Here is a 21,419-nt window from a genome sequence, read left to right as displayed (position 1 = left end):
GCGTCAGAGCGTCTCGTGCCGCAGGGCGATGGACCCCGCGATCGCCGCGAAGGCGATGGTCGGTCCCCAGGCCGCAAGCGCCGGCGGCAGCAGCCCCGCCTCGCCGAGCGCCACCACGATGCCGTCGAAGCTGAAGAAGACGAAGCCCAGAGCGATGCCCGCCGCGATGACGAGCGCGGCCCCGCCGCGGCGATTGAAGCCCTGGACCAGGGGTACCGCCAGGAACACGATCAGCACGGTCGCCACGGGGACTGCGACCTTCTTGTGGAGCCAGAAGACATAGAGATAGGGCGGGCTGCTGCCGACATTCTGCTCGTAGGCATAGCGCACCAGTTCCGGAAAGGACATCTCGCGGGGATAGGCGGAGAGCGAGCGCAGCAGCGATCGGTCCGGCCCCGCTGCCCAGTCGAGGCTCTCGTGAAGCTCGGGCGCCGGAGCGCCGGGCCGTGTCACCCGCACATCCTCCAGCCGCCACCCCGCCGCGCCGGGCCGCGCCCGGGCCGCCTCGATCTGCTCGCGCAGCCGGCCCGTCTCGTCGCGCCGGAAGATGGTGACGTCGGACAGACCGCCCCTGCCGGCGGCACGGAAGCTGACCACGTCATGGCCCTGCCGCGCCCAGGTGAGGCCCGCATCGTCCTTCGCGGCGACCGGCTTATAGTCGCCGACGCCCCAGGTGCGCAGCGCCGACACGGAGGAGGGCACGAGGGCGCTGTCGATCCAGAACTGCGGAATGGCGATGAGCACGGCGACCGGCGCCAATGCCATCATGATCCGCAGCTGGGATATGCCGAAGGATTTCAGCGCCGTGAGCTCGCTCTGCCGCTGCATGCCCGACAGGGTGACCAATGTCGCCAGCAGGACCGCGAAGGGAATCGCACGCGAGACGATCTCCGGCAGGCGAAGCGCGAGGTAACGGATGATCGTCGCGGCGGGCGCGGCCGTTCCCTCGCGGACGACGTCGTCCCCCTGGGCGAGGAAATCGAGCAGGCTCATCAGCGCGACGATGCCGAAGAGCAGGAGCAGGAAACGCGCGGCGAAGAGACGCGTGAAATACCGGTCGATGACGCCCATCAGGTGGAACGGCGCAGGCGCGGCAGACGCCCGGAAATGCCCGCGACCAGCCCTTCCACCCGGGCCGGAAGCGATCCCAGCGGCTCCGAAACGATGCGCAGGCTGGTGTGCAGGAAGAAGACGAGACTGCCGCCGGCGAACAGAAGGAACGGCAGCCAGAGGCCGAACATCGGGGCGATGATGCCCTTGGCCGAGAGCGACAGGCCGAACTGCAGCGCCTGCTCGTAGACCACCAGCGCCAGCATGCCGAGGCCGATGCCGTATGTCTGGCCGCCTCGCCCGCCCCCCAGCCCCAGCGGCATCGCCAGGAACGGCAGGAAGACGACGGATAGGATCTGCACGATCCGGGCGTGGTACTCGGCGCGGATCTCGGCCACGCGGATGCCGGGGGGGGCATCGCTGCGCGCCGCCCACAGTTCCGGAAGGGTAAGCTCACGCTCGTCCTTGCCGCGCGGACGGTAGCTCCAGTCGTCGCCGCGGTTTATCGGCCAGCGATATTCGTCGAAGGTGAGCGTGCTCTTGGCACCCCCCGCCGGGCTGCTCTCCGTGCGCACCCCGTTGCGCAGAAGCAACATGATCTCGCCGGACTGCCGACCGGGCAGGAAGGAGCCTTCGTCGGCCGTGGTGGTGAACATCCGGCCGCTGCCGTCGCGCTCGTAGACGAAGATCCCGCCCAGGCGCATGCCGTCCGGCGAGACACGCTCCGCCATGAACGTCATATCGTCCGTATGGAAGAACTTCCCGGGCATCACCGACGAGCCGATCGTCACGTGCGACGCGTCGTGCGCGATCGTCCTGTAGGCATAGCGGCCGTAGGGCTGCAGATAGCTGAAGGTGACGGCGGCGACGGCGGCGAGAATGAGCGCCAGCCCGATCACCGGCCGCAGCAGGCGGATCAGCCCCAGCCCCGACGCCTGCAGGACGGCCAGTTCGCCGTTGCGGTTCATGTGGTTGAAGGTGAGCAGCACGCCGAAGAAGAAGGCCGCCGGGAGCGCCATGCCGAGATAGTGCGGCACGAGGTTCAGCATCATCCGGACGACGAGCGTGAGGCCGCCTTCCCAATTCGTGATGATGCCCATCACGCGGATCATGCGCTCCAGCAGGAGCGCGAGCAGCGCGAGCCCGGTCATCGCAAAAAGGTAGACCAGCACCCGTCGCAGGATGTAGCGGCTGATCGTGTTCGGCATGGCTCCACGGGCCGACGGTCGCTGGTGTCGGACCGCGCTCATCTGGTGACCGGGGCGGTTGAAAACACCCCTCTTGTTCCGTACATCACCCCAGTCTTTAGCGAAGTCGCGTCGGAGAGGCCAGATCGCTAGCCTGTCGCGGACGTGGTCTTGACGGTCAGCGGGCGGCGTGCCCCAGCCTTTTTGTCGCGGAGAAGCAGGGTGATCATCGGCTACCGGCGGTGGCGGGAGCAGAGCTGGCTCCTCAACAGGATGACGCTACGGGACCTCGTCAGGGCCTATTTCACCTACCCGGCGATCCAGGTGTATCTGGCGCTGTTGGTCGTCAGTGCCGTCGTCGCCGTCGCCACCGCGACGGGCGTCCTGCCGCTCCTCGCGTCGGCCCTCGCCGCCTGCCTGCTCTACCCGCTGGTCTGGTATGCGCTGCACCGCTGGGTGCTGCACGGCAGCTGGCCCTACAAGACCCCCTATACCGCCGCACTGTGGAAACGGGTGCACTTCGACCATCACCAGCATCCCAACGACCTGGGCGTGCTGTTCGGCGGGCTGCACACGACGCTGCCGACGATCGTGATCGCCACGGTGCCGGTGGGCTGGGCGATCGGCGGCCTTCCCGGGGCTGCGGCCGCTCTCGCCGGCGGACTGGCCATGACCTGCTTCTACGAGTTCTGCCACTGCATCCAGCACCTGGCCTATACGCCGAAGTGGGAGTTCCTGCGCCGGATCAAGCGGCTCCACCTCGCGCACCACTTCCACAACGAGAACGGCAACTACGGCATCACCAACTATCTGTGGGACCGGATGCTCTCGACCTATTACGAGAAGCCTGGCCAGGTGCCGCGGAGCCCGACGGTCCGCAATCTCGGCTACGAGGGCGAGGCGGCCGAGCGCTATCCCTGGGTCGCGGACCTGACCCGCGCCCAGCAGGGGAACGACCTGCGCGACAGGGGCGACCTCGCGGAGGGGTCGGGCCGCGGCTGAACTGTCGGCGGACCGGAGAGGGCGCATGACCGGCGGGAACCGGGTCACGATCGAGCCGGTCCGCGACAAGCGCGACCTCGGCCGCTTCATCGCGGTCCCGTTCGACATCTATCGTGACGATCCGAACTGGGTGGCGCCGCTCAACTTCGAGCGCCGCCAGCACCTGGACCGGAAGCGCAATCCCTACTTCCAGCACGCCGAGGCCGAACTGTTCGTGGCGGTGCGGGACGGCCGGCCCGTCGGCCGCATCAGCGCCCAGATCGACCGCCTCGACCAGGAGCGCCAGGGCGCCGATCTCGGCCATTTCGGCTTCATCGAGGCGATCGACGACCCTGCGGTGTTCGACGCCCTGTTCGAGGCCGCCGAAGGCTGGCTGAAGGCGCGCGGCATCGGGCGGGTGCGCGGTCCCTTCAACTTCTCGATCAACGACGAGTGCGGCCTGCTGATCGAGGGCTTCGACCTGCCACCCGTGTTTCTGACGGGTCATGCCCGGCGCTGGTATGCGGACCATGTGGAAGCGCGGGGCTACGCCAAGGCCCGGGACACCATCGCCTATCGCTTCGACATCCGCGGTGAGCCGCTGCCGGCGGTGGCGCGGCGGCTCGTCGACCGGACCCGCAACGTCCCCAACATCACGGTCCGCCCCCTGCGGATGAAGTCGTTCGACGAAGAGCTGCGGATCATCATCGGCATCTTCAACGACGCCTGGTCCGGGAACTGGGGATTCGTGCCATTCACCCAGGCCGAGATGGACCGCGTCGCGTCCGACCTGAAGATGGTGCTGCGGCCCGAGTTCGGGCAGATCGTCGAGATGGACGGCGAACCCGTCGCTTTCGGCATCCTGCTGCCGAACATGAACGAGGCGATGGCGGACCTGAACGGCTCCCTCCTGCCGTTCGGCTGGGCGAAGCTGGCCTGGCGCCTGCTCGGCGGACGGATCCGGTCGTGCCGGCTGCCGCTGATGGGCGTGCGCAGCCACCTGCACAGCACGGCGATCGGAGCAGCGCTGGCCTTCATGGTGATCGACCGGATCTACGCCGCCGCAGCGCAGCGCGGCTTCCGCGAGGCCGAACTGTCGTGGATCCTGGAGGACAACCTGCCGATGCGCCGGATGATCGAGTCGGCCGGCGGCATGCCCTACAAGGCGTGGCGGATCTACGAGAAGAGCCTGTGACGCAGACGCGGTTCACGGCGCTCGTCCTCGCCGGACGGCGATCCGCCGACGATCCGGTGGCGCGCGCCCGCGGCGTGACCCACAAGTTCCTGGCCGACGTCGCCGGCCGGCCGATGCTGGCGCGGGTGCTCGACACGCTGGCCGCGTCGGGCAGCGTCGGGCGGATCCTCGTGTGCACCGACGATCCCGGAAGCCTGCGCACGGTGCTGCCGCCCGGGGTGGAGACGGTGGCTGCGGCGGCGAGCCCGAGCCGGAGCATCCTCGCTGCCGCCGAAAGCGTGGGAGAAAGCGGCCCGCTGCTGGTCACGACGGCCGACCACCCTCTGTTGACTGCGGAGATGGTCGAGCATTTCTGCGGCCGTTCGGCGGGCACCGATGCGGACATCACCGTCGGCCTGGCCCCCAGGAGCGTGATCCGGCCCGCCTATCCACAGACGCGGCGCACCTATCTGAACTTCCGCGACGACGGCTATTCGGGCTGCAACCTCTTCGCCGTCATGCGGCCGCAGGGGCTCGCGGCCGTACGCTTCTGGATCCGCGTCGAGCAGGAGCGCAAGCGGCCGTGGCGCATGGTCCGGGTGTTCGGGCTGTGGCCGCTGCTGCTGTTCCTGACGCGCCGGCTGACGCTGGCGCAGGGGATGCGGCATGCCTCACGCGTTCTCGGCGCGCGGGCCGAGGCGGTCTCGATGCCGTTCGCCGAAGCCTCGATGGATGTCGACAAGCCCGACGACCTGACCATGGCGGAGAGCATCCTTGCCGCCCGCGCCGCCGTGCCTCAGTCGCGATAGGGCGCCGCCGCCCAGACTTCAGCGAGCTTCGCCGCCAGTGCGGCGCGCGGATACGGCTTGTCCAGCACGTGCGGACGGCGACCGTCCTCCACGTCGCCCAGATGGCCGTAACCCGAAGTGAAGAGCACGCGGACATCAGGCAGCCGATCCGCCACAGCGGCTGCGAGTTGGAGCCCGTCCATGCCCCCGGGCATGACCATGTCGGTGAACAGAAGGCCCGGCCGCAGGCCGTCGTCCAGGAGTGCCAGCGCGACACGGCCGTCGGGGGCGCCCACAGCTTCGTAGCCGAGCGCCTTCAACTGCGCGAGGACGATCCGCCTGATCGCCGCGTCGTCCTCCACCACAAGGATCGGCAATGCCGGAGCGGCCGGTGAGGTGTTCATTCGGTGGGGAGGCACGAGAAATTGACCGGAAGCGCCGGCAGGATCATGGGATCGTTTCCCTGGTGAAGGCGAGGCTGGAGGCGCAGCGGCCGGAAGGGCATGAACGGTCGATGCAGGCATCAGAATGTCGGGTTCCGCACACCGGCAGAAGCCCCAAGAAATGGGGGAAGCGGATCGCATTTTCTTCCGCCATGGGCACGCCGGGACGTCGATCCAATATCACGCGGGCGAACCGACATCAGGGGAACCGACCGGAGTCCGATCCATGTGCACTGTCCGACGTCTGGCACTGTCGTTCCTGATCGCGGCCGCAGCCGCTCTGACGGCGGCTCCGACACCGGCCTCGGCGGCAATGGCATTGAGATATCAGGCCACGCTGATCGGGTTGCCCCTGGCGAACGTTTCGGCCGTCCTGGATCCGCGGTCGACATTCCGGATCACCAGCGATCTAGAGACCGCCGGCATCGTCGACCTGTTCAGCCCATGGCGCCACCATGCGTCAGCGGCAGGGCGCCTTTCGGCGGACGGCGCGGGCATTGCGGGCGTCCGGTACCGGGGCGACAGCGTCCGGCGCAGCGAAGAAACTTACGCGCAGTTGCTGTTCGAACCAACGCTCACGACGGTCGAGGCCGTCAAGCTGGCGCCCAAGGCGCTTTCGGAGAACCGGCAGGTACCGCCGCCCCTGCGCAATGGCACCGTCGATCCGCTCACCGCCTTCTACATCCTGGCGGAGCGGCTGGATCGCGGCCGCGGTTGCGACGGCCCGATCGCGGTCTTCGACGGGCGCTACCGCTACGACCTGCTGATGTCGGCCGGCCCGGACGCCCTGTCGTGCCATATCGCCTACAGGCAGGTCGCCGGCTTTTCGAAGAGCAAGGAGCCCTACGTCGACGCCAGCAAGGCGACACCCGGGCTCATCCGCTACGTGCGGCTGGCCGACGGTTTTCCCCCGGTGCCGCAGCGGCTCGAGGTCCCGACCCGCTTCGGCAGCGTGGTCGTGGCCCTCGCCGACTGGTCGATCGAAGCGCCTACCGTGACGACGTCACAGTAGGACGCTCGCCACGGTGCGGATCGCCTCGGGCGTGGCACCGGTCAGCAGCATCGAGCCGACCTTGCCCTCGGAGCCCGCCTGCTTCCAGGCCTGCAGCCGGTCCTTGATGCGTTCGGCCGGTCCGACCAGGGCGATCTCGTCGACCAGGGCGTCGGGCACCGCCGCCACGGCCTCGGCCTTCTTCCCGCCCAGGAACAGGTCCTGGATGCTGGTCGCCGCGTCGCCGTAACCCAGGCGGGTAGCGTAGTCGTTGTAGAAATTCTTCCCGCGCGCGCCCATGCCGCCGATGTAGAGCGCCAGGTTCTGCTTCACCGCCTGCCGGCAGGCGTCGAGATCGTCGCCCATGCGGATCGGCACGAAGGGGGCGACGTCGAAGGCCTTGCCCGGCGTCGCCTTGGCGAAGCCGGCGTCGAGATGCTCGCCGATCACGCCGTACTTCTCCGGGCTCATGAAGATCGGGAACACGCCGTCGGCCACCTCGGCCGCGGTGCGCAGGCCGGCCGGCGTGATCGACGCCGTGTAGATCGGCATGGTCGGATCGCCCTGGCCGATGCTCTTCAGCGGCTTGCCGAGCCCCGTGGCGCCCGGTCCCTTGTAGGGGACCTGGTACATCTCGCCCTCGAACTCCAGCGGCGCCTCGCGCTTCAGAATGCGCCGCACGATCTCGATATATTCGCGCGTGCGCGCCATCGGCTTGCCGAAGGCGACGCCGTGCCAGCCCTCGACCACCTGCGGGCCGGACGGACCGACCCCCAGGCGAAAGCGGTTGCCCGACAGCATCTGCAGCGTCATCGCCGTCATCGCGGCGCAGGCCGGGGTGCGCGCCGGCATCTGCATGATCGCGGTGCCGACGTGGATCCGACTGGTCCGGGACAGGATCCAGGCGGCCGGGGTCACGGCGTCGGTGCCGTAGGCTTCGGAAGTCCAGATCGAGTCCAGGCCGCTGTCCTCGGCGGTCCGGACGAGATCCATGTCGAGGGCGCCGGCCGTACTGTAGCCGATGACGATACCGAGACGCATTGGCCCGCCTCCCTCAGAGCATGACTTCGATCAGGTACGGCCCTTCGGACCGCAGCCCGGCCTGGAACTGGTGCGCCAGCTCCTCGGCGGTCGAGGCGCGGCCGGCCTCGACGCCCATCGAACGGGCCATCGAGACCCAGTCGAGATCGGGACGGCCGATCTCCAGCATGTCCATCGCCTTGCGGCCGGGATTGCCGGCGCCAACGTTGGCGAGTTCGCCCTTCAGGATCTGATAGGTGCGGTTGGCGAAGACCAGGACGGTCACGTCCAGCTTCTCCCGCGCCATCGTCCACAGCGACTGGACCGTATACATGCCGCTCCCGTCGCCTTCGAGGCAGACGACCTTGCGGTCCGGGCAGGCGACCGCGCAGCCGGTCGCGAGCGGCAGGCCGAGGCCGATCGAGCCGCCCATGTTCTGCAGCCAGTCGTGCGGCGGCGCCCCGGCGGTCAGCGGATAGAAGCCGCGGCCCGTGGTAACGGACTCGTCGCAGACGATGGCGTTCTCCGGCAGCAGGGCGCCCAGGATGGCGGCGATGCTGTCCGGATTGAGGGCGCCGGACGGAAGGTCGGGACGGGCCAGCTTCTGCAGCTTCGGCTCGGTCGACTTGGCGCCGAGTGCGTCCGCCAGCCGCTCCAGCGCGTCGAGCATGTCCTGCTCCAGCGTCGCCAGCGGCAGGACGTGGCAGTCGGCCGGCGTCAGCAGGCTGGGCTTGTCCGGATAGGCGAAGAAGGCCACCGGGTGCTTGGCGCCGACGAGGACGAGCTTGCTCACGTCCTTCAGGACGGCGAGCGCCTGGTCCACCGGATAGGGGATGCGGTTGACGGAGAACCGGCCGGCGCCGCGCTGCACGCGCGCGTTCGAACCCTGCGCCATGACGCGGCAGCCGGTCTTGGCGGCGATGCGGCCGGCGAGTTCCAGGCCCTTCTCACGCACCGCGATGCCGCTGAGCAGCAGCATGCCGGCCGCCCCTGCACTGCGCAGCGCCTCGGCGGCGGCCTTCACGCCGTCCTCGGGGACGGTCGGCAGCTTCGGCACGGCGGGCATGCGGACGGTGCCGTCGGCCTCGTTCCACGCGGTGTTGGCGGGCAGGATCAGCGTCGCGATCTGGCCGGCACCGGACATGGAGGCGGTGATCGCCTCGGCGCCGTCGCGGGCGACCGACTTGGCGTCCGGCGAGGTGCGCACCCAGTGCGACACCGGCCGGGCGAGGCCCTCGATGTCGGCGGTCAGCGGCGCGTCGTACTTGATGTGATAGGTCGCGTGCTCGCCGACGATGTTGACGATCGGCGAGTTGGCCTTCTTCGCGTTGTGCAGGTTGGCCGACGCGTTGGCGAGGCCGGGACCGAGATGGAGCAGGGTGCAGGCCGGCTTGTCGAGCATGCGGGCGTAGCCGTCGGCCGCTCCCGTCACGACGCCTTCGAACAGGCCGAGGACGCAGCGCATGCCGTCGACCTTGTCCAGCGCGGCGACGAAATGCATTTCCGACGTGCCGGGATTGGTGAAACAGACGTCGACCTCGTTCTCGACCAGCGTCCTGACCAGACTTTCCGCACCGTTCATCGCTCGCTCCTGCATCGCGCTTCCTGAGGACGTGATAGCCCGGAACGGTACCGCGGCGAAACGGGCAACCGTCGAGGGCGCCGGCGAAGCGGCGCACCGGCCTTCTCGATCCTGGTTTACCGGCGCTTAAGCGGGCGCGGCTATCACGGGGGAATGCATCGCAACCTTCCCCCCCGCGGCATGCTTGCAGCCGTGCTCCTCCCGCTCCTGCTCGGCGGCTGCCTGTCGGGTGGCGGAATGCCCGCGGGCCTCGAGTACCGGCTCGTGAACCGCATCGACCACACGCCTGGGGCCGTAACCGCACCGGGCCGGCAGGGCACGCAGCTGGCGATGGCACCCGACGGGCGGATGAAGTGGATTCCGGCGCCCTCCGGCTGGAGCCGGGCGAGCGGCGTCTGGCTGGTTCCGCCGGCGCGCACCGGCCGGACGGTCCGCAATGCCGGGCGCACCGCCGTGCCGGCCTTCGCGGTGACGGAAGCGGAAGCCGTGGACGGCTTCGTGCTGCCGGTCTCCGGGGCGACCTTCACCTCCGGTTTCGGCATGCGCGAGCATCCCATCCTGGGCGGCGACAGGCTGCACGCCGGCATCGACCTCGCCGCGCCCGCCGGCACGCCGGTGCGCGCGGCCGTCGCGGGCACGATCGAGACCGCGGGGTGGAACGGCGGCTACGGCAACTATGTCCGCATCGCGCACGGCCCGATCGGCACGGCCTACGCGCACCTGCAGAGCTACGCGCCCGGCCTCGCCCCCGGGATGACCGTCCAGGCCGGCGACATCATCGGCTATGTCGGCACGACCGGCCGCTCGACCGGGCCGCACCTGCATTTCGAGGTGCTGGTCGGCGACGACGCGATCGACCCGATGTCGGTCATGCCGGCCCAGATCCAGGTGGCACTCGGCGGCGCGCCGCGCATCGAACTGGCGCGCGGCGGCCGCTGAGGCTACCGGGCGTCAGCCCAGCACTTCCTTGTTGATGACGTTGTCGGGGTTCAGCTTGCCGTCGAAGCAGTCGACGATGTTCTGCGCCGCCCACTCGCCCATCCGGTACATCGATTCCTGCGTCACGCCGGCCGAGTGCGGCGAGACGAGGATGTTGTCCAACGCGAACAGCGGGTTGTCCGCCGTCGCCGGTTCGACGACGAACGGGTCGATGCCCGCGCCGGCGATGACGTTGCGCTTCAGCGCGTCGCAGAGAGCCGCCTCGTCGACGATGCCGCCGCGCGCCGTGTTCACGACGAAGGCCGTCTTCTTCATCGCCTCCATCTCCGCGGTGCCAATCATGCCCGTGGTCTCCTCGTTCTTCGGGCAGTTGACCGAGACGAAGTCCATGTCGGGCAGCGCCGCCCTCCAGTCGACGACGGGCGTCGCGCCCGCGGTGAAGATGGCGTCGCGCAGCACGTACGGGTCGTAGACGTAGACGTCCATTTCCATGGCGACGAGCCGCTTCACCAGGCGGCGGCCGATGCGGCCGAAGCCGAGGATCAGCACCTTCTTCTCGGCGATGTCGTAGGCCGGCAGGTCGAAGCGGATGTTCCAGTTGCCCTTGCGCACCTCGCGGTCGTACTGCACCGCGCGCTTGGCGAGCGCCAGCATGAAGAACAGCGCGTGCTCGGCGACCGTGACGGAGTTCGCCGTGCCGACGACGGTCAGCGGGATGCCCGCCTTGGTCAGCGCAGGCACGTCCACGGAATCGTAGCCGACGCCGTGGCGCGAGGCGATCTTCAGCCGGGTCGCGTTCTCGATGATGCGCGGCGTGAAGGCCGCGACGCCCAGGATGACCGCGTCGTAATTGCCGATGTGCTGGAGGATGTTGTTCTCCGACAGTTCGGTGAAGCGTTCGTATTCGATATCGCCACGCTCGCCGAACACCCGCTCGATGCCCGCGGTGATCGGCATCTGGATCATGACGCGCTTCTTCATGTCGGCTCCCTCCTCGTTCGGCCCGAGGCTCCTGCGCACGGGCTCTTGCATTGCGGCGCATAGTGATCGGTTTCGGCCGCAGCCGGAAGGCAGTGGCGCGCCACCTCCGGGAGCGGCTAGTCTCCCGCGTCGGCAGCGACGTCGAATCGAAAAGGGGAAACGCCATGATGCGCGAGAACAAGGTCAAGACGATCTGGAAATCCGGCGGCGCGGTGGTCAACGGCTGGCTCGCCATTCCGAGCAGCGTCTCGGCCGAGGCGATGGCGCATTGCGGCTTCGATTCGCTGACCATCGACGTCCAGCACGGCCTGATCGACTACAGCAGCGCCCTGCCGATGCTGCAGGCGATCTCCACCCGCGAGGCGACGCCGCTCGCGCGCGTGCCATGGCTGGAGCCCGGCATCATCATGAAGATGCTCGACGCCGGCACCTACGGCATCATCTGCCCGATGATCAACACCCGCGCCGAGGCCGAGAAGCTGGTCGGCGCCTGCAAGTACGCGCCGATCGGCTATCGCAGCTTCGCCGGCGCGCGGAACTCGCTCTATGGCGGCCCCGGCTTCAGCCCCAAGGCGGCGAACGAGACGGTGCTCGCCATCGCCATGATCGAGACGGTCGAGGCGATGCAGAATCTCGACGCGATCATGAGCACGCCGGGCCTGGACGGCATCTATGTCGGCCCGTCCGACCTCGGCCTGTCGATGGGCCGCGAGGCGAAGCTGGACCAGACCGACCCGGTGGTGGTCGAGGCTCTGGACAGGATCCTGGCGAGCGCGAAGCAGCACGGCGTGCATGCCGGCCTGCACTGCGGCAGCCCCGCCTATGCGGCGCAGATGATCAAGAAGGGCTTCCAGCTCGTCTCGCTCAGCAGCGAGATGGGCATGATGCAGGCGGCCGCGACCGCCGCCGCGAAGTCGGTCCGCCATGACGCCGGCCTGGAGGCACCGAAGGAGGCCGCACCGCTCAGCGGTTCCCGCCCGGCCTATTGATCTCGTCGGCGGCAGGGCGTCGGACGCCTTGCCGCCGCATTGCCCGACGACGCGTTCCCACGGTGGTCTTGCAGTGCAGCATGGGCTAGCCTCGGCCCTGCCACGCCGACCGCAGCACGGGAACATGACATGCGCCTGCAACTGTCCACCTGGCAGGAAGTCGAAGCCTATCTGGGCCGATCGAAGGGCATCATCATGCCCGTGGGCTCCACCGAGCAGCACGGCCCGAACGGGCTGATCGGCACCGACGCGATCTGCCCCGAGACCATCGCCGACGGCGTCGCCGCCAAGGGCGACATCCTCGTCGGCCCGACGCTCTCGATCGGCATGGCGCAGCACCACATGGCCTTCGCCGGCACGATCACCTATCGCCCGAGCACGTTCATCGCCGTGCTGAAGGACGTGATCGGCTCATTGGAGCGGCACGGCTTCGAGCGCATCTATTTCCTGAACGGCCACGGCGGCAACATCGCCACGATCACCACGGCCTTCTCCGAGATCTATGCCGAGCGGAGCATGGCGGGCGAGAAGGGCGTGCTGCGCTGCCGCCTCGCCAACTGGTTCGCCGGCCGCCGCACCAAGCAGCTGGCGCGCGAACTCTACGGAGATTCCGAAGGCCGCCACGCCACCCCGTCCGAAGTCTCGGTCAGCTACTACGCTCATCCCGAATCGGTGAAGCAGGCGCAGATGGAGCCCAAGGTGGCCCCGGTCGGCGAGATCCGCGACGCGCTTGACTATCGCCGCCAGTTCCCGGACGGCCGAATCGGCTCGGATCCGTCGCTCGCCTCCGTCGAGGACGGCAGGCGGCTGTTCGAGGCGTCGGTCGAGGACGTCGCCGAGGACTATGCGGCGTTCCTGGCCGAAGGCTGACCGTCCGCCCGCAGGGCGTTTATCGAGGAAGACACCGTGAGCACCGACATTCCCGGCCCCATCTCGCGGGCCTACTTCTCGCAGCGACTCCGTCTCCACTATGTCGACTGGGGCAATCCCGAGAAGCCGCCGCTGCTGCTCGTGCACGGCGGGCGCGATCATTGCCGCAACTGGGACTGGGTGGCGCAGCGGCTGCGCAACGACTGGCACATCATAGCACCGGACCTGCGCGGCCACGGCGATTCCGAGTGGATCAAGGGCGGCGTCTACACGATGTCGGACTATGTCTGCGACATCGCCCAGCTGGTCCACCAGCTCGAACTGAAGCCGCTGACCATCATCGGCCACTCGCTGGGCGGCGCCATCACGCTGCGCTACACCGGCCTCTTCCCGGAGACGGTGGTCAAGGCCGTGGCGATCGAGGGCCTGGGCTCGTCGCCCGACAAGATCGCCGAACGCGCCAAGGTCCCGACCCACGAGCGGATCGTGAAGTGGATGGCGGAAATGCGCGACCTGTCCGGCCGCATCCCGCGCCGCTACGCGACGTTCGCGGAGGCGGTCGACCGGATGCAGGCGGCCAACCCGCATCTCTCGCCGGAGCGCGCCGAGCACCTGACCGTCCACGGCATGAACCGCAACGAGGACGGCACCTGGAGCTGGAAGTTCGACAACTACGTCCGCGCCGACCGGCCCACCGGGCTCGATCCGAACGAGACCTATGCCCTCTGGGCGCGGATCACCTGCCCGACGCTGCTGGTGCGCGGCATGGAGAGCTGGGCGAGCGATCCGGAGAAGGACGGCCGGGCGAAGCACTTCCGCAACGCACGGGTGGCCAACATCGCCAATGCCGGGCACTGGGTGCATCACGACCAGCTCGACGAATTCATGGATCTTGTCACGGCCTTCCTCGCGGAGTAGCCGGGGGCTGTCCCGCTTCGGCCGGCGGCACTATCCTGCCGCGCAGCCAACTGGGAGAGGACGTTTCGCATGCTGAAGATCTGGGGCCGCCCGACGTCCAGCAACGTCATGAAGGTCGTGTGGACCTGCGCCGAACTCGACATCCCGTTCGAGCGGATCGACATCGGCGGACCGTTCGGCGGCAATCGCGAGAAGGCTTATCTCGACAAGAACCCGAACGGTCTGGTGCCGACCCTGGAGGAGCCCGACGGCTTCGTCCTTTGGGAATCCAACAGCATCGTGCGCTACCTCGCCTCCGGGCACGACACCTTCTATCCGGCCGACCGGCGCGCGCGTGCCGACGCCGAGCGGTGGATGGACTGGCAGCTGACGACCGTCGGCCCGACCTACGGGCCGATCTTCCACGGACTGGTTCGCACGCCGCCCGAGCAGCGCGACCCGGCGGCCATCGCCGCGGCCGTCGCCAAGACCGCCGACCTCTTCCAGGTCCTCGAGGCGCGGATGGCGGGCCGGCCGTACCTCTGCGGGGACGCGGTCACCGTCGCCGACATCCCCTACGGCCCGATCCTGCACCGCTGGTTCCGCCTGGACTTCGAGCGGCCGTCGTTCCCGGCCCTCGCCGCATGGTACGAGCGCCTCTGCGCGCGGCCGGCGTTCAAGACCCAGGTCGTCGACGTTCCGATCGTCTGACGCCGCGACGCGGCACGCCGGGAAGGCTGCCGCGGGGCTTCAGCCGGCGGAGTCGAGGCAGGTCCGGAGGGACGCCACCAGCCCGCGCATCAATGTCTCGTAAAGACCCGCGCCGGGCTCGAGCGTGGCGCCGAGCGGATCCAGCCGGGCGACCCGCGCCGGGCTACCCTCCGTCACGGTGGCGACCAGAGACGGCGAGAACTGCGGCTCGCTGAAGACGCAGCGCGCGCCGGTGTCGGCGATCTTGCGGCGGATCTCGAGGAGACGCCGCGCCCCCGGCACCTGGTCGGCGCTGATCGTCACGGATCCGACCGCGTTGAGCCCGTAATGGTGCTCCAGATACTGATAAGCGTCGTGGAAGACGATGTAAGGCGCCGTCCGCACTGGTGCCAGCGTCGACCGGAGCTCCGCGTCGAGAGCGTCGATGCGCGCCACCGCGCGGTCGGCGTTGGCGGCATAGGCGACGCCGTTCTCCGGATCGACCTCGCTCAGCACGCCCGCGACATGCCGTACGATCCGGCGCGCGTTCCCGGGGTCGAGCCAGACGTGCATGTCCTCCGCCCCATGGTCGTGTCCGCCATGCGCGGCCTTGCCGTGATCGTGGTCCTTGTGTGCCCGGTGATCATGCCCGTTCTTGTGGCCATGCTTGTGGCCGTGCTTCTCCCCGCCAGCGTCCTCGGGCTCCCACGCGCCGCCTTCGCGGTTCGGCAGCAGGACGAGATCGGCGTCCTCCGAAAGCTCGACGGACCGCGCACCCTGCCCCAGCGCCTCGATCGGCTTGACCAGGAACGCCTCCAGTCCCTCGCCCACCCAGACGACGACATCGGCATCGCCGAGGGCGCGGGCGTCCGACGGACGCAACTGGTACGTGTGCGGCGACGCGCCCCCGGAGACGAGCAGCTTCGGTTCCGCCACGCCCGCCATCACCCCGGCGACCAGCGCATGCACCGGCGCCACCGACACGACCACCGAGGGCTTCGCCAGCGCGCCGCCCATTCCCCCCGCGAGCGACAGCGCCGCAGCCAAGCCCACGCCCAGAGCTCCGCGCATCCCGACCTCATTCAGCAGCGAAACGTTATGTCATAACGTCTCACACCGGACCGCGATGCGCAAGCCTCGGCCCTGGACAGCGGCGGTCGGACCCGAAATGATCGGACAAACGCCCGCCGCACGAGATCCCGCCGAAGCATGGCGAAACTGCCGCTCGTCCCGATCCTGGCGACCTTCTCGGTCCAGGTCTGCGCAACCATGACGCTGTTCGCCGTGCCGGTGATGGCGCCGGCCATGGCGCTCGACCTCGGCGTGCCGCCCTCGCTCGTCGGCGCCTACATGTCCATCGCCTATGTCGCCGCGACGTGCGCAGCGCTGCTCTGCCCGGCCTTCATCATGCGGGTCGGCGGCATCAGGGCCAGCCAGACGGCGCTGGTCGGCATTGGCCTGGGCTTGGCGCTGGCGACCGTCGGCGGGCTGGCGCCGATGGTGGCGAGCGCGCTCATCCTGGGCTCCGTCTACGCCCTGCCGATCCCGGCGGGCGCCCATGTGCTGGCGCGCCATACGCCGCCGCGCCTCTACAACATCGCGTTCTCGATCCGCCAGTCCGGCGTGCCCGTGGGCGGGCTGATCGCCGGCGCGGCGACGCCGGCGCTCGTCATCGCGTTCGGCTGGCGGCCGGCGCTTCTCGCCTTTGCCGCCGTGCCGATCCTGCTGGCCGGCCTGCTGATCCCGCTGCGCCGGAGCCTGGACGTGGACCTGCAGCCCGGGCGACGCCTGTTCGGGCGCTCGGCCTTCCAGCCGATCAACCTCCTCCTGCGGCACCCGCTGCTGCGCGCCCTGGGCTTCGCCGCGATCTTCTTCGCGGGACTTGAGGTCGCCTTCGCCACCTATGTCGTCGTCACCATGATCGAGCGCGTCGGTGTCGGCTATGTCGAAGCAGGACTGGCGCTCTCAGTCTTCCAGGCGGGCGGCCTGGTCGGCCGCCTCGCCTTCGGCGTCATCGCGGACCGGTTCGCCGCACGGCGCGGGCTCATCGCCGGGCTGGGCTTCGGCATGGCGATCGCGGGGTTTGCCGCCGCCGGCTTCGGACCGAACTGGCCGTTCGCCCTCGTCCTGGCGGTCTGCTTCGTTGGCGGCCTCACCTCCGGCGGCTGGACGGGTGTCGGCATCGGCGAGGCGGCGCGCCTCGCCGGCGAGGGCGCGGCCGCCGTGGGCAGCGGCGCGATGCTGATGGCGATGTTCACCGGGGTGATCGTCTGCCCCAGCCTGTTCGCCGCGATCGTCGCCAGCGGCGCCGGCTATGGGGCGGCCTATGCGGCACTGGCGGCGGGTGCGGCGCTCGGCGCCGTCGCGCTGCTGATTCCGCCCGGGGTCCGGCCGGCGGAGGTCTCGTGATGCCCGAGGCGGCTTCCGCACGAGCGGCGGGCATTCCGCACGGCGCCCTCTACGGCACGCTGGCGGTCCAGACGCTGTGCACGATGGCGGCCTACTCGATGTCGGTGGCGGCGCCGGAAGTCGCGGCTGAACTCGGTATCCCCGGCTCGACCGTCGGCTACTACATCTCCATGGTCTACGGGTTCGGGATGATCTCCGCCATCGCCAGCCCGGGCTTCATCCATCGCTTCGGCCCGATCCGGATCAACCAGTATTGCCTGCTGACGGCCATGGCGAGCCTGCTGGTGGCGGCGCTGGGCGGGACGGTCGCGCTGATCGCCTTCAGCGCCTTCGTCATCGGCACCGGCTATGGCGCCACGGCACCGGCCAGTTCCTACATCCTGGCGCGCCGCACGCCGCCCAGCGTCGTGAACCTGGTGTTCGCCATCCGACAGACGGGGGTGCCCCTCGGCGGCGTCCTGGCCGGCATCGTGATGCCGCCGCTTCTGCTCGCCGTCGGCTGGCGCAACGCGATGCTGGCCGAACTGGTGCCGATGACGATCCTGCTGCTCATGCTCCAGTGGCTGCGCGGCGCGTACGATTCGGATCGCGATCCCGGCCGGCCGCTCTTTCCCGGCGGCCCACTGCGACCGCTTCGGCTGATCGTCGAGGTCGCCGAACTGCGGCTGCTCAGCGCCGTCTCCTTCGTCTATTCCGGTGCGCAGCTGTGCTTCGGCGCCTTCATGGTCGTCTACCTGACCGAGCGCGCCGGCTTCCCCCTCGTGTCCGCCGGACTCGGCCTCGCCGTCTATCAGGTCGCCGCGGTGACGTCCCGCATCGTGCTGGGTTGGGTCGCGGACCGCTGGATATCGCCGCGCGTCCTGCTGGGCGCCCAGGGCGTCGTCATGGCCGCCGCGGCTGTCGTCGCGGGATTCTTCGGGCCGGACTGGCCCCTGCCCGCCATTCTGGCGGTGTGCGCGGTCGCCGGTGCGACGGCCAGCGGCTTCACCGGCCTCGCCTACGCCGAATACGCGCGCATCGGCGGGCCTTCGCGTGCCGCCGAGGTCACCAGCGTCGGGGCCTTCTCGATGTTCCTCGGCGTGATGGTGATGCCGTCGCTGTTCAGCGTGGTGATCGGTGCAACCGGCAGCTATGCCGCGGCGTTCAATGCCGTGGCGGTGTTGGCCGTCCTCTGCGGCATGGCGCTGCTGCTGTCGCGGCCCGGCACCGCGCCGGCCGTCCGGCCATGATGAATAAGGCGCGAAAGAGTGCGATGCGCAGGTTGAGGACCGCCCTGCTCTGCCTGCCGCTCCTGGCGGCATGCGGCGGCGGCACGATGAGCGACGGCAGCGTTCGGCTGGGCGACAAGGTCCGGATGCTGCCGGGCGGATCCGATGCGGGCGGCTGTCCGACCTACCGCATGTCGTCAAACGGCCGGGCGCCGCTGCGCCTGCCCTTCTACCGCACGGCGAACGGCGACTTCACCACCATGCGGGCCGAGGCGGCCTGCACCCCCTGACGGATATGACGAAAGGCCGACGATGGACTGGGAATTCGTGAAGGTCGAGCGGCGCGGGCGCGTCGCGATCGTACGGCTCGACCGGGGCGACGGCATGAACCCGCTCTCGCTGCAGACACTGCGCGAGCTGACGGAAGCGGCACATGCCTTCTCCACCGACCTGGAGACCACCGCGATCGTCCTGACCGGGGTGGGCAAGGGCTTCTCCGCCGGCCGGGACCTGCGCGACCCGCAGATGGACGAGCGCGTCTCCAAGCCGATGATCGAACGCCGTCACCTGTCCGGCGCCGGCGCCCGGCTCTGCCGCGCCTGGGAAGAGCTGGAGCAGTTCACCATCGCGGCGATCGAAGGGTTCGCGATCGGCGGCGGACTGGCGCTCGCCGTGGCCCTCGACTTCCGCGTCATGGGCGAAGGGGCGCATTTCCGGGCGCCCGAGATCGGCCTCGGCATCAGCATGAGCTGGGGCAGCATCCCGCGCCTGATCAATCTCGTCGGCCCGGCGCGCGCCAAGCAGATCCTGATCCTGGCGCAGGAGCGGATCTCGGCGCGCGACGCGCTGGCCTGGGGGCTGGTCCAGGACATGGTCCCCGACGGCGGCGCCCTCGACCACGCGATCGCGATCGCCGAGAAGGCCGCGGCGATGCCGCCGGTCACCGTCAGGATGACCAAGCAGACGGTCAACGCCATCGCCAATGCAGGGTCGGCTGCGCTGATCCATATGGATACCGATCAGCTGATGCTGACCGAGACGACGGCCGATTTCGCCGAAGGCGTTGCGGCTTTCAAGGAACGCCGCAAGCCGAACTTCACCGGCGGTTGAGCGTCCGGAGGCATCCATTCTGGTCACGCGGGGCGGAGACCTGTATACCCGCCCGATCTTTTCCGCCTGGAGTCGGATAGATGAGGAATTTCGTCGCGGCAGCCGCCGCTTTTTGCATGGGATTGCTGCTGATGAGCGCACAAGCAGGGGCGGCCGACCCCGAGAACACCCTGTATCTCGAGACCGAGGACGGTCGCGTCACCATCGAGATGTTTCCGAACCTGGCGCCGAAGCACGTGGCGCAGATCAAGGAACTGACGCGGAAAGGCTTCTATGACGGCGTGCCGTTCCACCGGGTAATCCCCGGCTTCATGGCACAGACCGGCGATCCGACCGGCACCGGCATGGGCGGTTCGGGCAAGAAGATCCCGGCCGAGTTCAACAAGACGAAGCACGTCCGGGGCACGGCCTCGATGGCGCGCGCGAGCGACCCGAACAGCGCCGACAGCCAGTTCTTCATCGTCTTCGAGCCGGCACCGTTCCTCGACGGCCAGTACACCGTCTGGGGTCAGGTCGTGGACGGCATGGAGCATATCGATGCCGTCAAGAAGGGCGACCAGCGCAACAACGGCCAGGTCACCGACCCCGACAAGATCGTCAGCATGCGCGTCGCCGCCGACGTGAAGTAGCACCGGCTCGCGGGGCGTCCGGCGCGATCACCTCCGGGTGGCGTGCCGGACGGCCGTGACGTAAGGATAGGGCGTCCGCAGTACGGCAGCCGATGCGCCCTTCCCTCTCTCTCGTTCAACCGACCCTCGCCGTCCTAGTCCTGGCCGCATCCGCAGCGCTGCTGCTGATGCCGGTTCCGGCCGACGTACCCGCCCAGCTGATGCGCGCCAGCGGGCTGATCGTTTTTGCCGTCGGCTTCTGGGCGACGGCCGCGATCCCGGAAGTCCTGACGGCGATCATCTTCTTCCTGATCGCCATGCTCTTCGCCGTGGCGCCGCCGGAGGTCGTGTTTTCCGGCTTCGCGTCGGCGGCATTGTGGCTGGTCTTCGGCGGCCTGTTCATCGGCGCCGCCGTCCAGCGCACCGGACTCGGCGAATCGCTGGCGCAGATGCTGGTCGGCCGCATCGGCCGCTCCTACCTCACCGTGCTGATCGGGCTCGCGCTGGGCTGCATCGGCCTATCGTTCCTGATGCCGTCGGTGATGGGACGCGTCCTGCTGCTGGTCCCCATCGTCGTCGCGCTGAGCGACCGGCTGGGCTACGGCACCGGCAGCCGCGGGCGGGCCGGGCTGGTGATGGTGACGCTCCTGGCCACCTACATGCCGTCCTGCGCCATCTTGCCGTCCAACGTGCCGAACATGGTGCTGGCCGGCGCCGCCGAAACGAATTACGGCCTGACGCTGACCTATGGGCGGTACTTCCTGCTCCACTTCCCGGTCATGGGCGCACTGCGGACCGTCCTGATCGTGGCGCTTGCCTGGCTGCTGTTCCGGGAACCGCCGCAGGCGACCGCAGCCACGGCCGAGGACACTGCCATGAGCGGCGGGGCGAAGAAGCTGCTGCTGATGCTGCTCGTCGCCCTGGCTTTCTGGATCACCGACTTCGTCCACCACATCTCCGCCGCGTGGGTGGCGCTCGCCCTGGCGGTCGTGCTGCTGCTGCCGCGCATCGGGCTGCTGCCGATGACCGTCTTCAACGGCGGCATCAATTTCGGCTCCTACTTCCTGGTCGCGGCGATCCTGGGGGTCGGCGCGGTCGTCGGATGGAGCGGCCTGGGCACCGCCATGGGCGAGGCCGTGGTGAACTGGCTGCATCTCGCGCCGGGCGAGCCGTTCCGCAGCTTCATGGCGCTGTCGGTCGCCTGGATCGCCCTCGGGATGGTCTTTACGGTGGCTGGCCTGCCGGCGGTCCTGACACCCTTTGCCGAGCATGTGGCGACGGTCACGGGGCTGCCGCTGGAGACGATCCTGATGACCCAGGTCAACGGCTATGCCAGTCCGGTCCTGCCCTACCAGATGGGTCCCCTCATCCTCGGCATCGCCATCGGCGGCGTGCGCGCCTCGGACGGGGCGCGTATCATGCTGCCGCTCACGCTGCTGACCGTGATCCTGATCCTGCCGATCGACTTCCTCTGGTGGCGCCATCTCGGCTATCTGGGCTGA

22 protein-coding genes are annotated in these 21,419 nt (G+C 69.1%); 15 read left to right on the top strand and 7 right to left on the bottom strand.

The annotated features are described in order from the left end of the window. Positions 1 to 3: 3 nt before the first annotated feature. Both lptG and lptF read right to left on the bottom strand, forming a co-directional pair. Positions 4 to 1,071: an LPS export ABC transporter permease LptG gene (gene lptG / locus ABIE65_RS09630; RefSeq protein WP_354077340.1), complete on the bottom strand. Its 1,068-nt coding sequence runs from the start codon at positions 1,069 to 1,071 to the stop codon at positions 4 to 6. Further along, entirely contained in the window at positions 1,071 to 2,258 is a 1,188-nt protein-coding gene (gene lptF, locus ABIE65_RS09625) for an LPS export ABC transporter permease LptF (RefSeq protein WP_354077339.1), read from the bottom strand. Before lptF ends, lptG begins: the two co-directional genes overlap by 1 nt. 201 nt (positions 2,259 to 2,459) lie before the next feature. Between lptF and ABIE65_RS09620 the strand changes: the two genes are divergently transcribed. Genes ABIE65_RS09620 through ABIE65_RS09610 form a run of 3 tightly spaced genes read left to right on the top strand, consistent with a single transcriptional unit; the run spans position 2,460 to position 5,201 of the window. Then, a complete protein-coding gene (locus tag ABIE65_RS09620; protein WP_354077338.1) occupies positions 2,460 to 3,239 on the top strand; it encodes a sterol desaturase family protein in 780 nt (259 codons plus the stop codon). A gap of 25 nt (positions 3,240 to 3,264) precedes the next feature. Beyond that, positions 3,265 to 4,413 carry a dATP pyrophosphohydrolase gene (locus ABIE65_RS09615; RefSeq protein WP_354077336.1) on the top strand — a complete coding sequence of 383 codons (1,149 nt, stop codon included), beginning with the start codon at positions 3,265 to 3,267 and terminating at the stop codon, positions 4,411 to 4,413. After that, a complete protein-coding gene (locus tag ABIE65_RS09610) occupies positions 4,410 to 5,201 on the top strand; it encodes a nucleotidyltransferase family protein (protein WP_354077335.1) in 792 nt (263 codons plus the stop codon). The genes ABIE65_RS09615 and ABIE65_RS09610 overlap by 4 nt, the downstream gene beginning before the upstream one ends. On the opposite strand, the gene ABIE65_RS09605 is transcribed toward ABIE65_RS09610, so the two are convergent. Continuing rightward, positions 5,189 to 5,584: a response regulator gene (locus tag ABIE65_RS09605; protein WP_354077334.1), complete on the bottom strand. Its 396-nt coding sequence runs from the start codon at positions 5,582 to 5,584 to the stop codon at positions 5,189 to 5,191. The two genes, ABIE65_RS09610 and ABIE65_RS09605, sit on opposite strands and share 13 nt — an antisense overlap. Before the next feature lie 265 nt (positions 5,585 to 5,849). Here ABIE65_RS09605 and ABIE65_RS09600 point away from each other — a divergent pair, with 265 nt between their 5' ends. Then, positions 5,850 to 6,635, top strand: coding sequence for a DUF3108 domain-containing protein (locus tag ABIE65_RS09600; protein ID WP_354077333.1), 786 nt, complete (start codon positions 5,850 to 5,852; stop codon positions 6,633 to 6,635). On the opposite strand, the gene ABIE65_RS09595 is transcribed toward ABIE65_RS09600, so the two are convergent. Next, positions 6,627 to 7,655, bottom strand: a complete 1,029-nt coding sequence (locus tag ABIE65_RS09595) for an LLM class F420-dependent oxidoreductase (protein ID WP_354077332.1) — start codon at positions 7,653 to 7,655, stop codon at positions 6,627 to 6,629. The two genes, ABIE65_RS09600 and ABIE65_RS09595, sit on opposite strands and share 9 nt — an antisense overlap. A 13-nt stretch (positions 7,656 to 7,668) precedes the next feature. Further along, positions 7,669 to 9,216 (bottom strand): acetolactate synthase large subunit, encoded by a 1,548-nt coding sequence (locus ABIE65_RS09590; protein ID WP_354077331.1) that lies wholly within the window; start codon positions 9,214 to 9,216, stop codon positions 7,669 to 7,671. A 192-nt stretch (positions 9,217 to 9,408) separates the two neighbouring features. Here ABIE65_RS09590 and ABIE65_RS09585 point away from each other — a divergent pair, with 192 nt between their 5' ends. After that, complete coding sequence (locus ABIE65_RS09585) at positions 9,409 to 10,155, top strand: M23 family metallopeptidase (protein ID WP_354077330.1); 747 nt, start codon at positions 9,409 to 9,411, stop codon at positions 10,153 to 10,155. 12 nt (positions 10,156 to 10,167) lie between these two features. On the opposite strand, the gene ABIE65_RS09580 is transcribed toward ABIE65_RS09585, so the two are convergent. Further along, complete coding sequence (locus ABIE65_RS09580) at positions 10,168 to 11,136, bottom strand: hydroxyacid dehydrogenase (RefSeq protein ID WP_354077328.1); 969 nt, start codon at positions 11,134 to 11,136, stop codon at positions 10,168 to 10,170. Positions 11,137 to 11,300: 164 nt separating this feature from the next. Between ABIE65_RS09580 and ABIE65_RS09575 the strand changes: the two genes are divergently transcribed. The 4 genes from ABIE65_RS09575 to ABIE65_RS09560 all read left to right on the top strand — a co-directional run bounded on the left by ABIE65_RS09575 (position 11,301) and on the right by ABIE65_RS09560 (position 14,603). After that, on the top strand, positions 11,301 to 12,125 hold the full coding sequence (locus ABIE65_RS09575) for an HpcH/HpaI aldolase family protein (protein ID WP_354077327.1): 825 nt from the start codon (positions 11,301 to 11,303) through the stop codon (positions 12,123 to 12,125). Between the two features lie 129 nt (positions 12,126 to 12,254). Then, positions 12,255 to 12,995, top strand: coding sequence for a creatininase family protein (locus ABIE65_RS09570; RefSeq protein WP_354077326.1), 741 nt, complete (start codon positions 12,255 to 12,257; stop codon positions 12,993 to 12,995). Positions 12,996 to 13,031: 36 nt separating this feature from the next. After that, a complete protein-coding gene (locus ABIE65_RS09565; protein WP_354077325.1) occupies positions 13,032 to 13,913 on the top strand; it encodes an alpha/beta fold hydrolase in 882 nt (293 codons plus the stop codon). Between the two features lie 69 nt (positions 13,914 to 13,982). Beyond that, positions 13,983 to 14,603: a glutathione S-transferase family protein gene (locus ABIE65_RS09560; RefSeq protein ID WP_354077323.1), complete on the top strand. Its 621-nt coding sequence runs from the start codon at positions 13,983 to 13,985 to the stop codon at positions 14,601 to 14,603. Positions 14,604 to 14,642: 39 nt separating this feature from the next. On the opposite strand, the gene ABIE65_RS09555 is transcribed toward ABIE65_RS09560, so the two are convergent. Beyond that, positions 14,643 to 15,653, bottom strand: coding sequence for a zinc ABC transporter substrate-binding protein (locus ABIE65_RS09555; protein ID WP_354077322.1), 1,011 nt, complete (start codon positions 15,651 to 15,653; stop codon positions 14,643 to 14,645). Positions 15,654 to 15,791: 138 nt separating this feature from the next. On the opposite strand from ABIE65_RS09555, the gene ABIE65_RS09550 reads away from it, so the two are divergent. From ABIE65_RS09550 to ABIE65_RS09525, 6 genes are all read left to right on the top strand, one after another. After that, positions 15,792 to 16,991, top strand: coding sequence for an MFS transporter (locus ABIE65_RS09550; RefSeq protein ID WP_354077320.1), 1,200 nt, complete (start codon positions 15,792 to 15,794; stop codon positions 16,989 to 16,991). Then, a complete protein-coding gene (locus ABIE65_RS09545; RefSeq protein WP_354077319.1) occupies positions 16,991 to 18,220 on the top strand; it encodes an MFS transporter in 1,230 nt (409 codons plus the stop codon). The genes ABIE65_RS09550 and ABIE65_RS09545 overlap by 1 nt, the downstream gene beginning before the upstream one ends. 23 nt (positions 18,221 to 18,243) lie before the next feature. After that, positions 18,244 to 18,489: a hypothetical protein gene (locus tag ABIE65_RS09540; protein ID WP_354077317.1), complete on the top strand. Its 246-nt coding sequence runs from the start codon at positions 18,244 to 18,246 to the stop codon at positions 18,487 to 18,489. A 22-nt stretch (positions 18,490 to 18,511) separates the two neighbouring features. Then, positions 18,512 to 19,309 (top strand): enoyl-CoA hydratase/isomerase family protein, encoded by a 798-nt coding sequence (locus ABIE65_RS09535; RefSeq protein ID WP_354077316.1) that lies wholly within the window; start codon positions 18,512 to 18,514, stop codon positions 19,307 to 19,309. Positions 19,310 to 19,440: 131 nt separating this feature from the next. Next, positions 19,441 to 19,938 (top strand): peptidylprolyl isomerase, encoded by a 498-nt coding sequence (locus tag ABIE65_RS09530; protein ID WP_354077315.1) that lies wholly within the window; start codon positions 19,441 to 19,443, stop codon positions 19,936 to 19,938. Positions 19,939 to 20,030: 92 nt separating this feature from the next. Then, entirely contained in the window at positions 20,031 to 21,419 is a 1,389-nt protein-coding gene (locus tag ABIE65_RS09525) for an SLC13 family permease (RefSeq protein ID WP_354077314.1), read from the top strand.

The organism is Constrictibacter sp. MBR-5, from assembly GCF_040549485.1.
Lineage (GTDB): Bacteria > Pseudomonadota > Alphaproteobacteria > JAJUGE01 > JAJUGE01 > Constrictibacter.
This window is presented reverse-complemented; position numbering and strand designations above follow the sequence as displayed.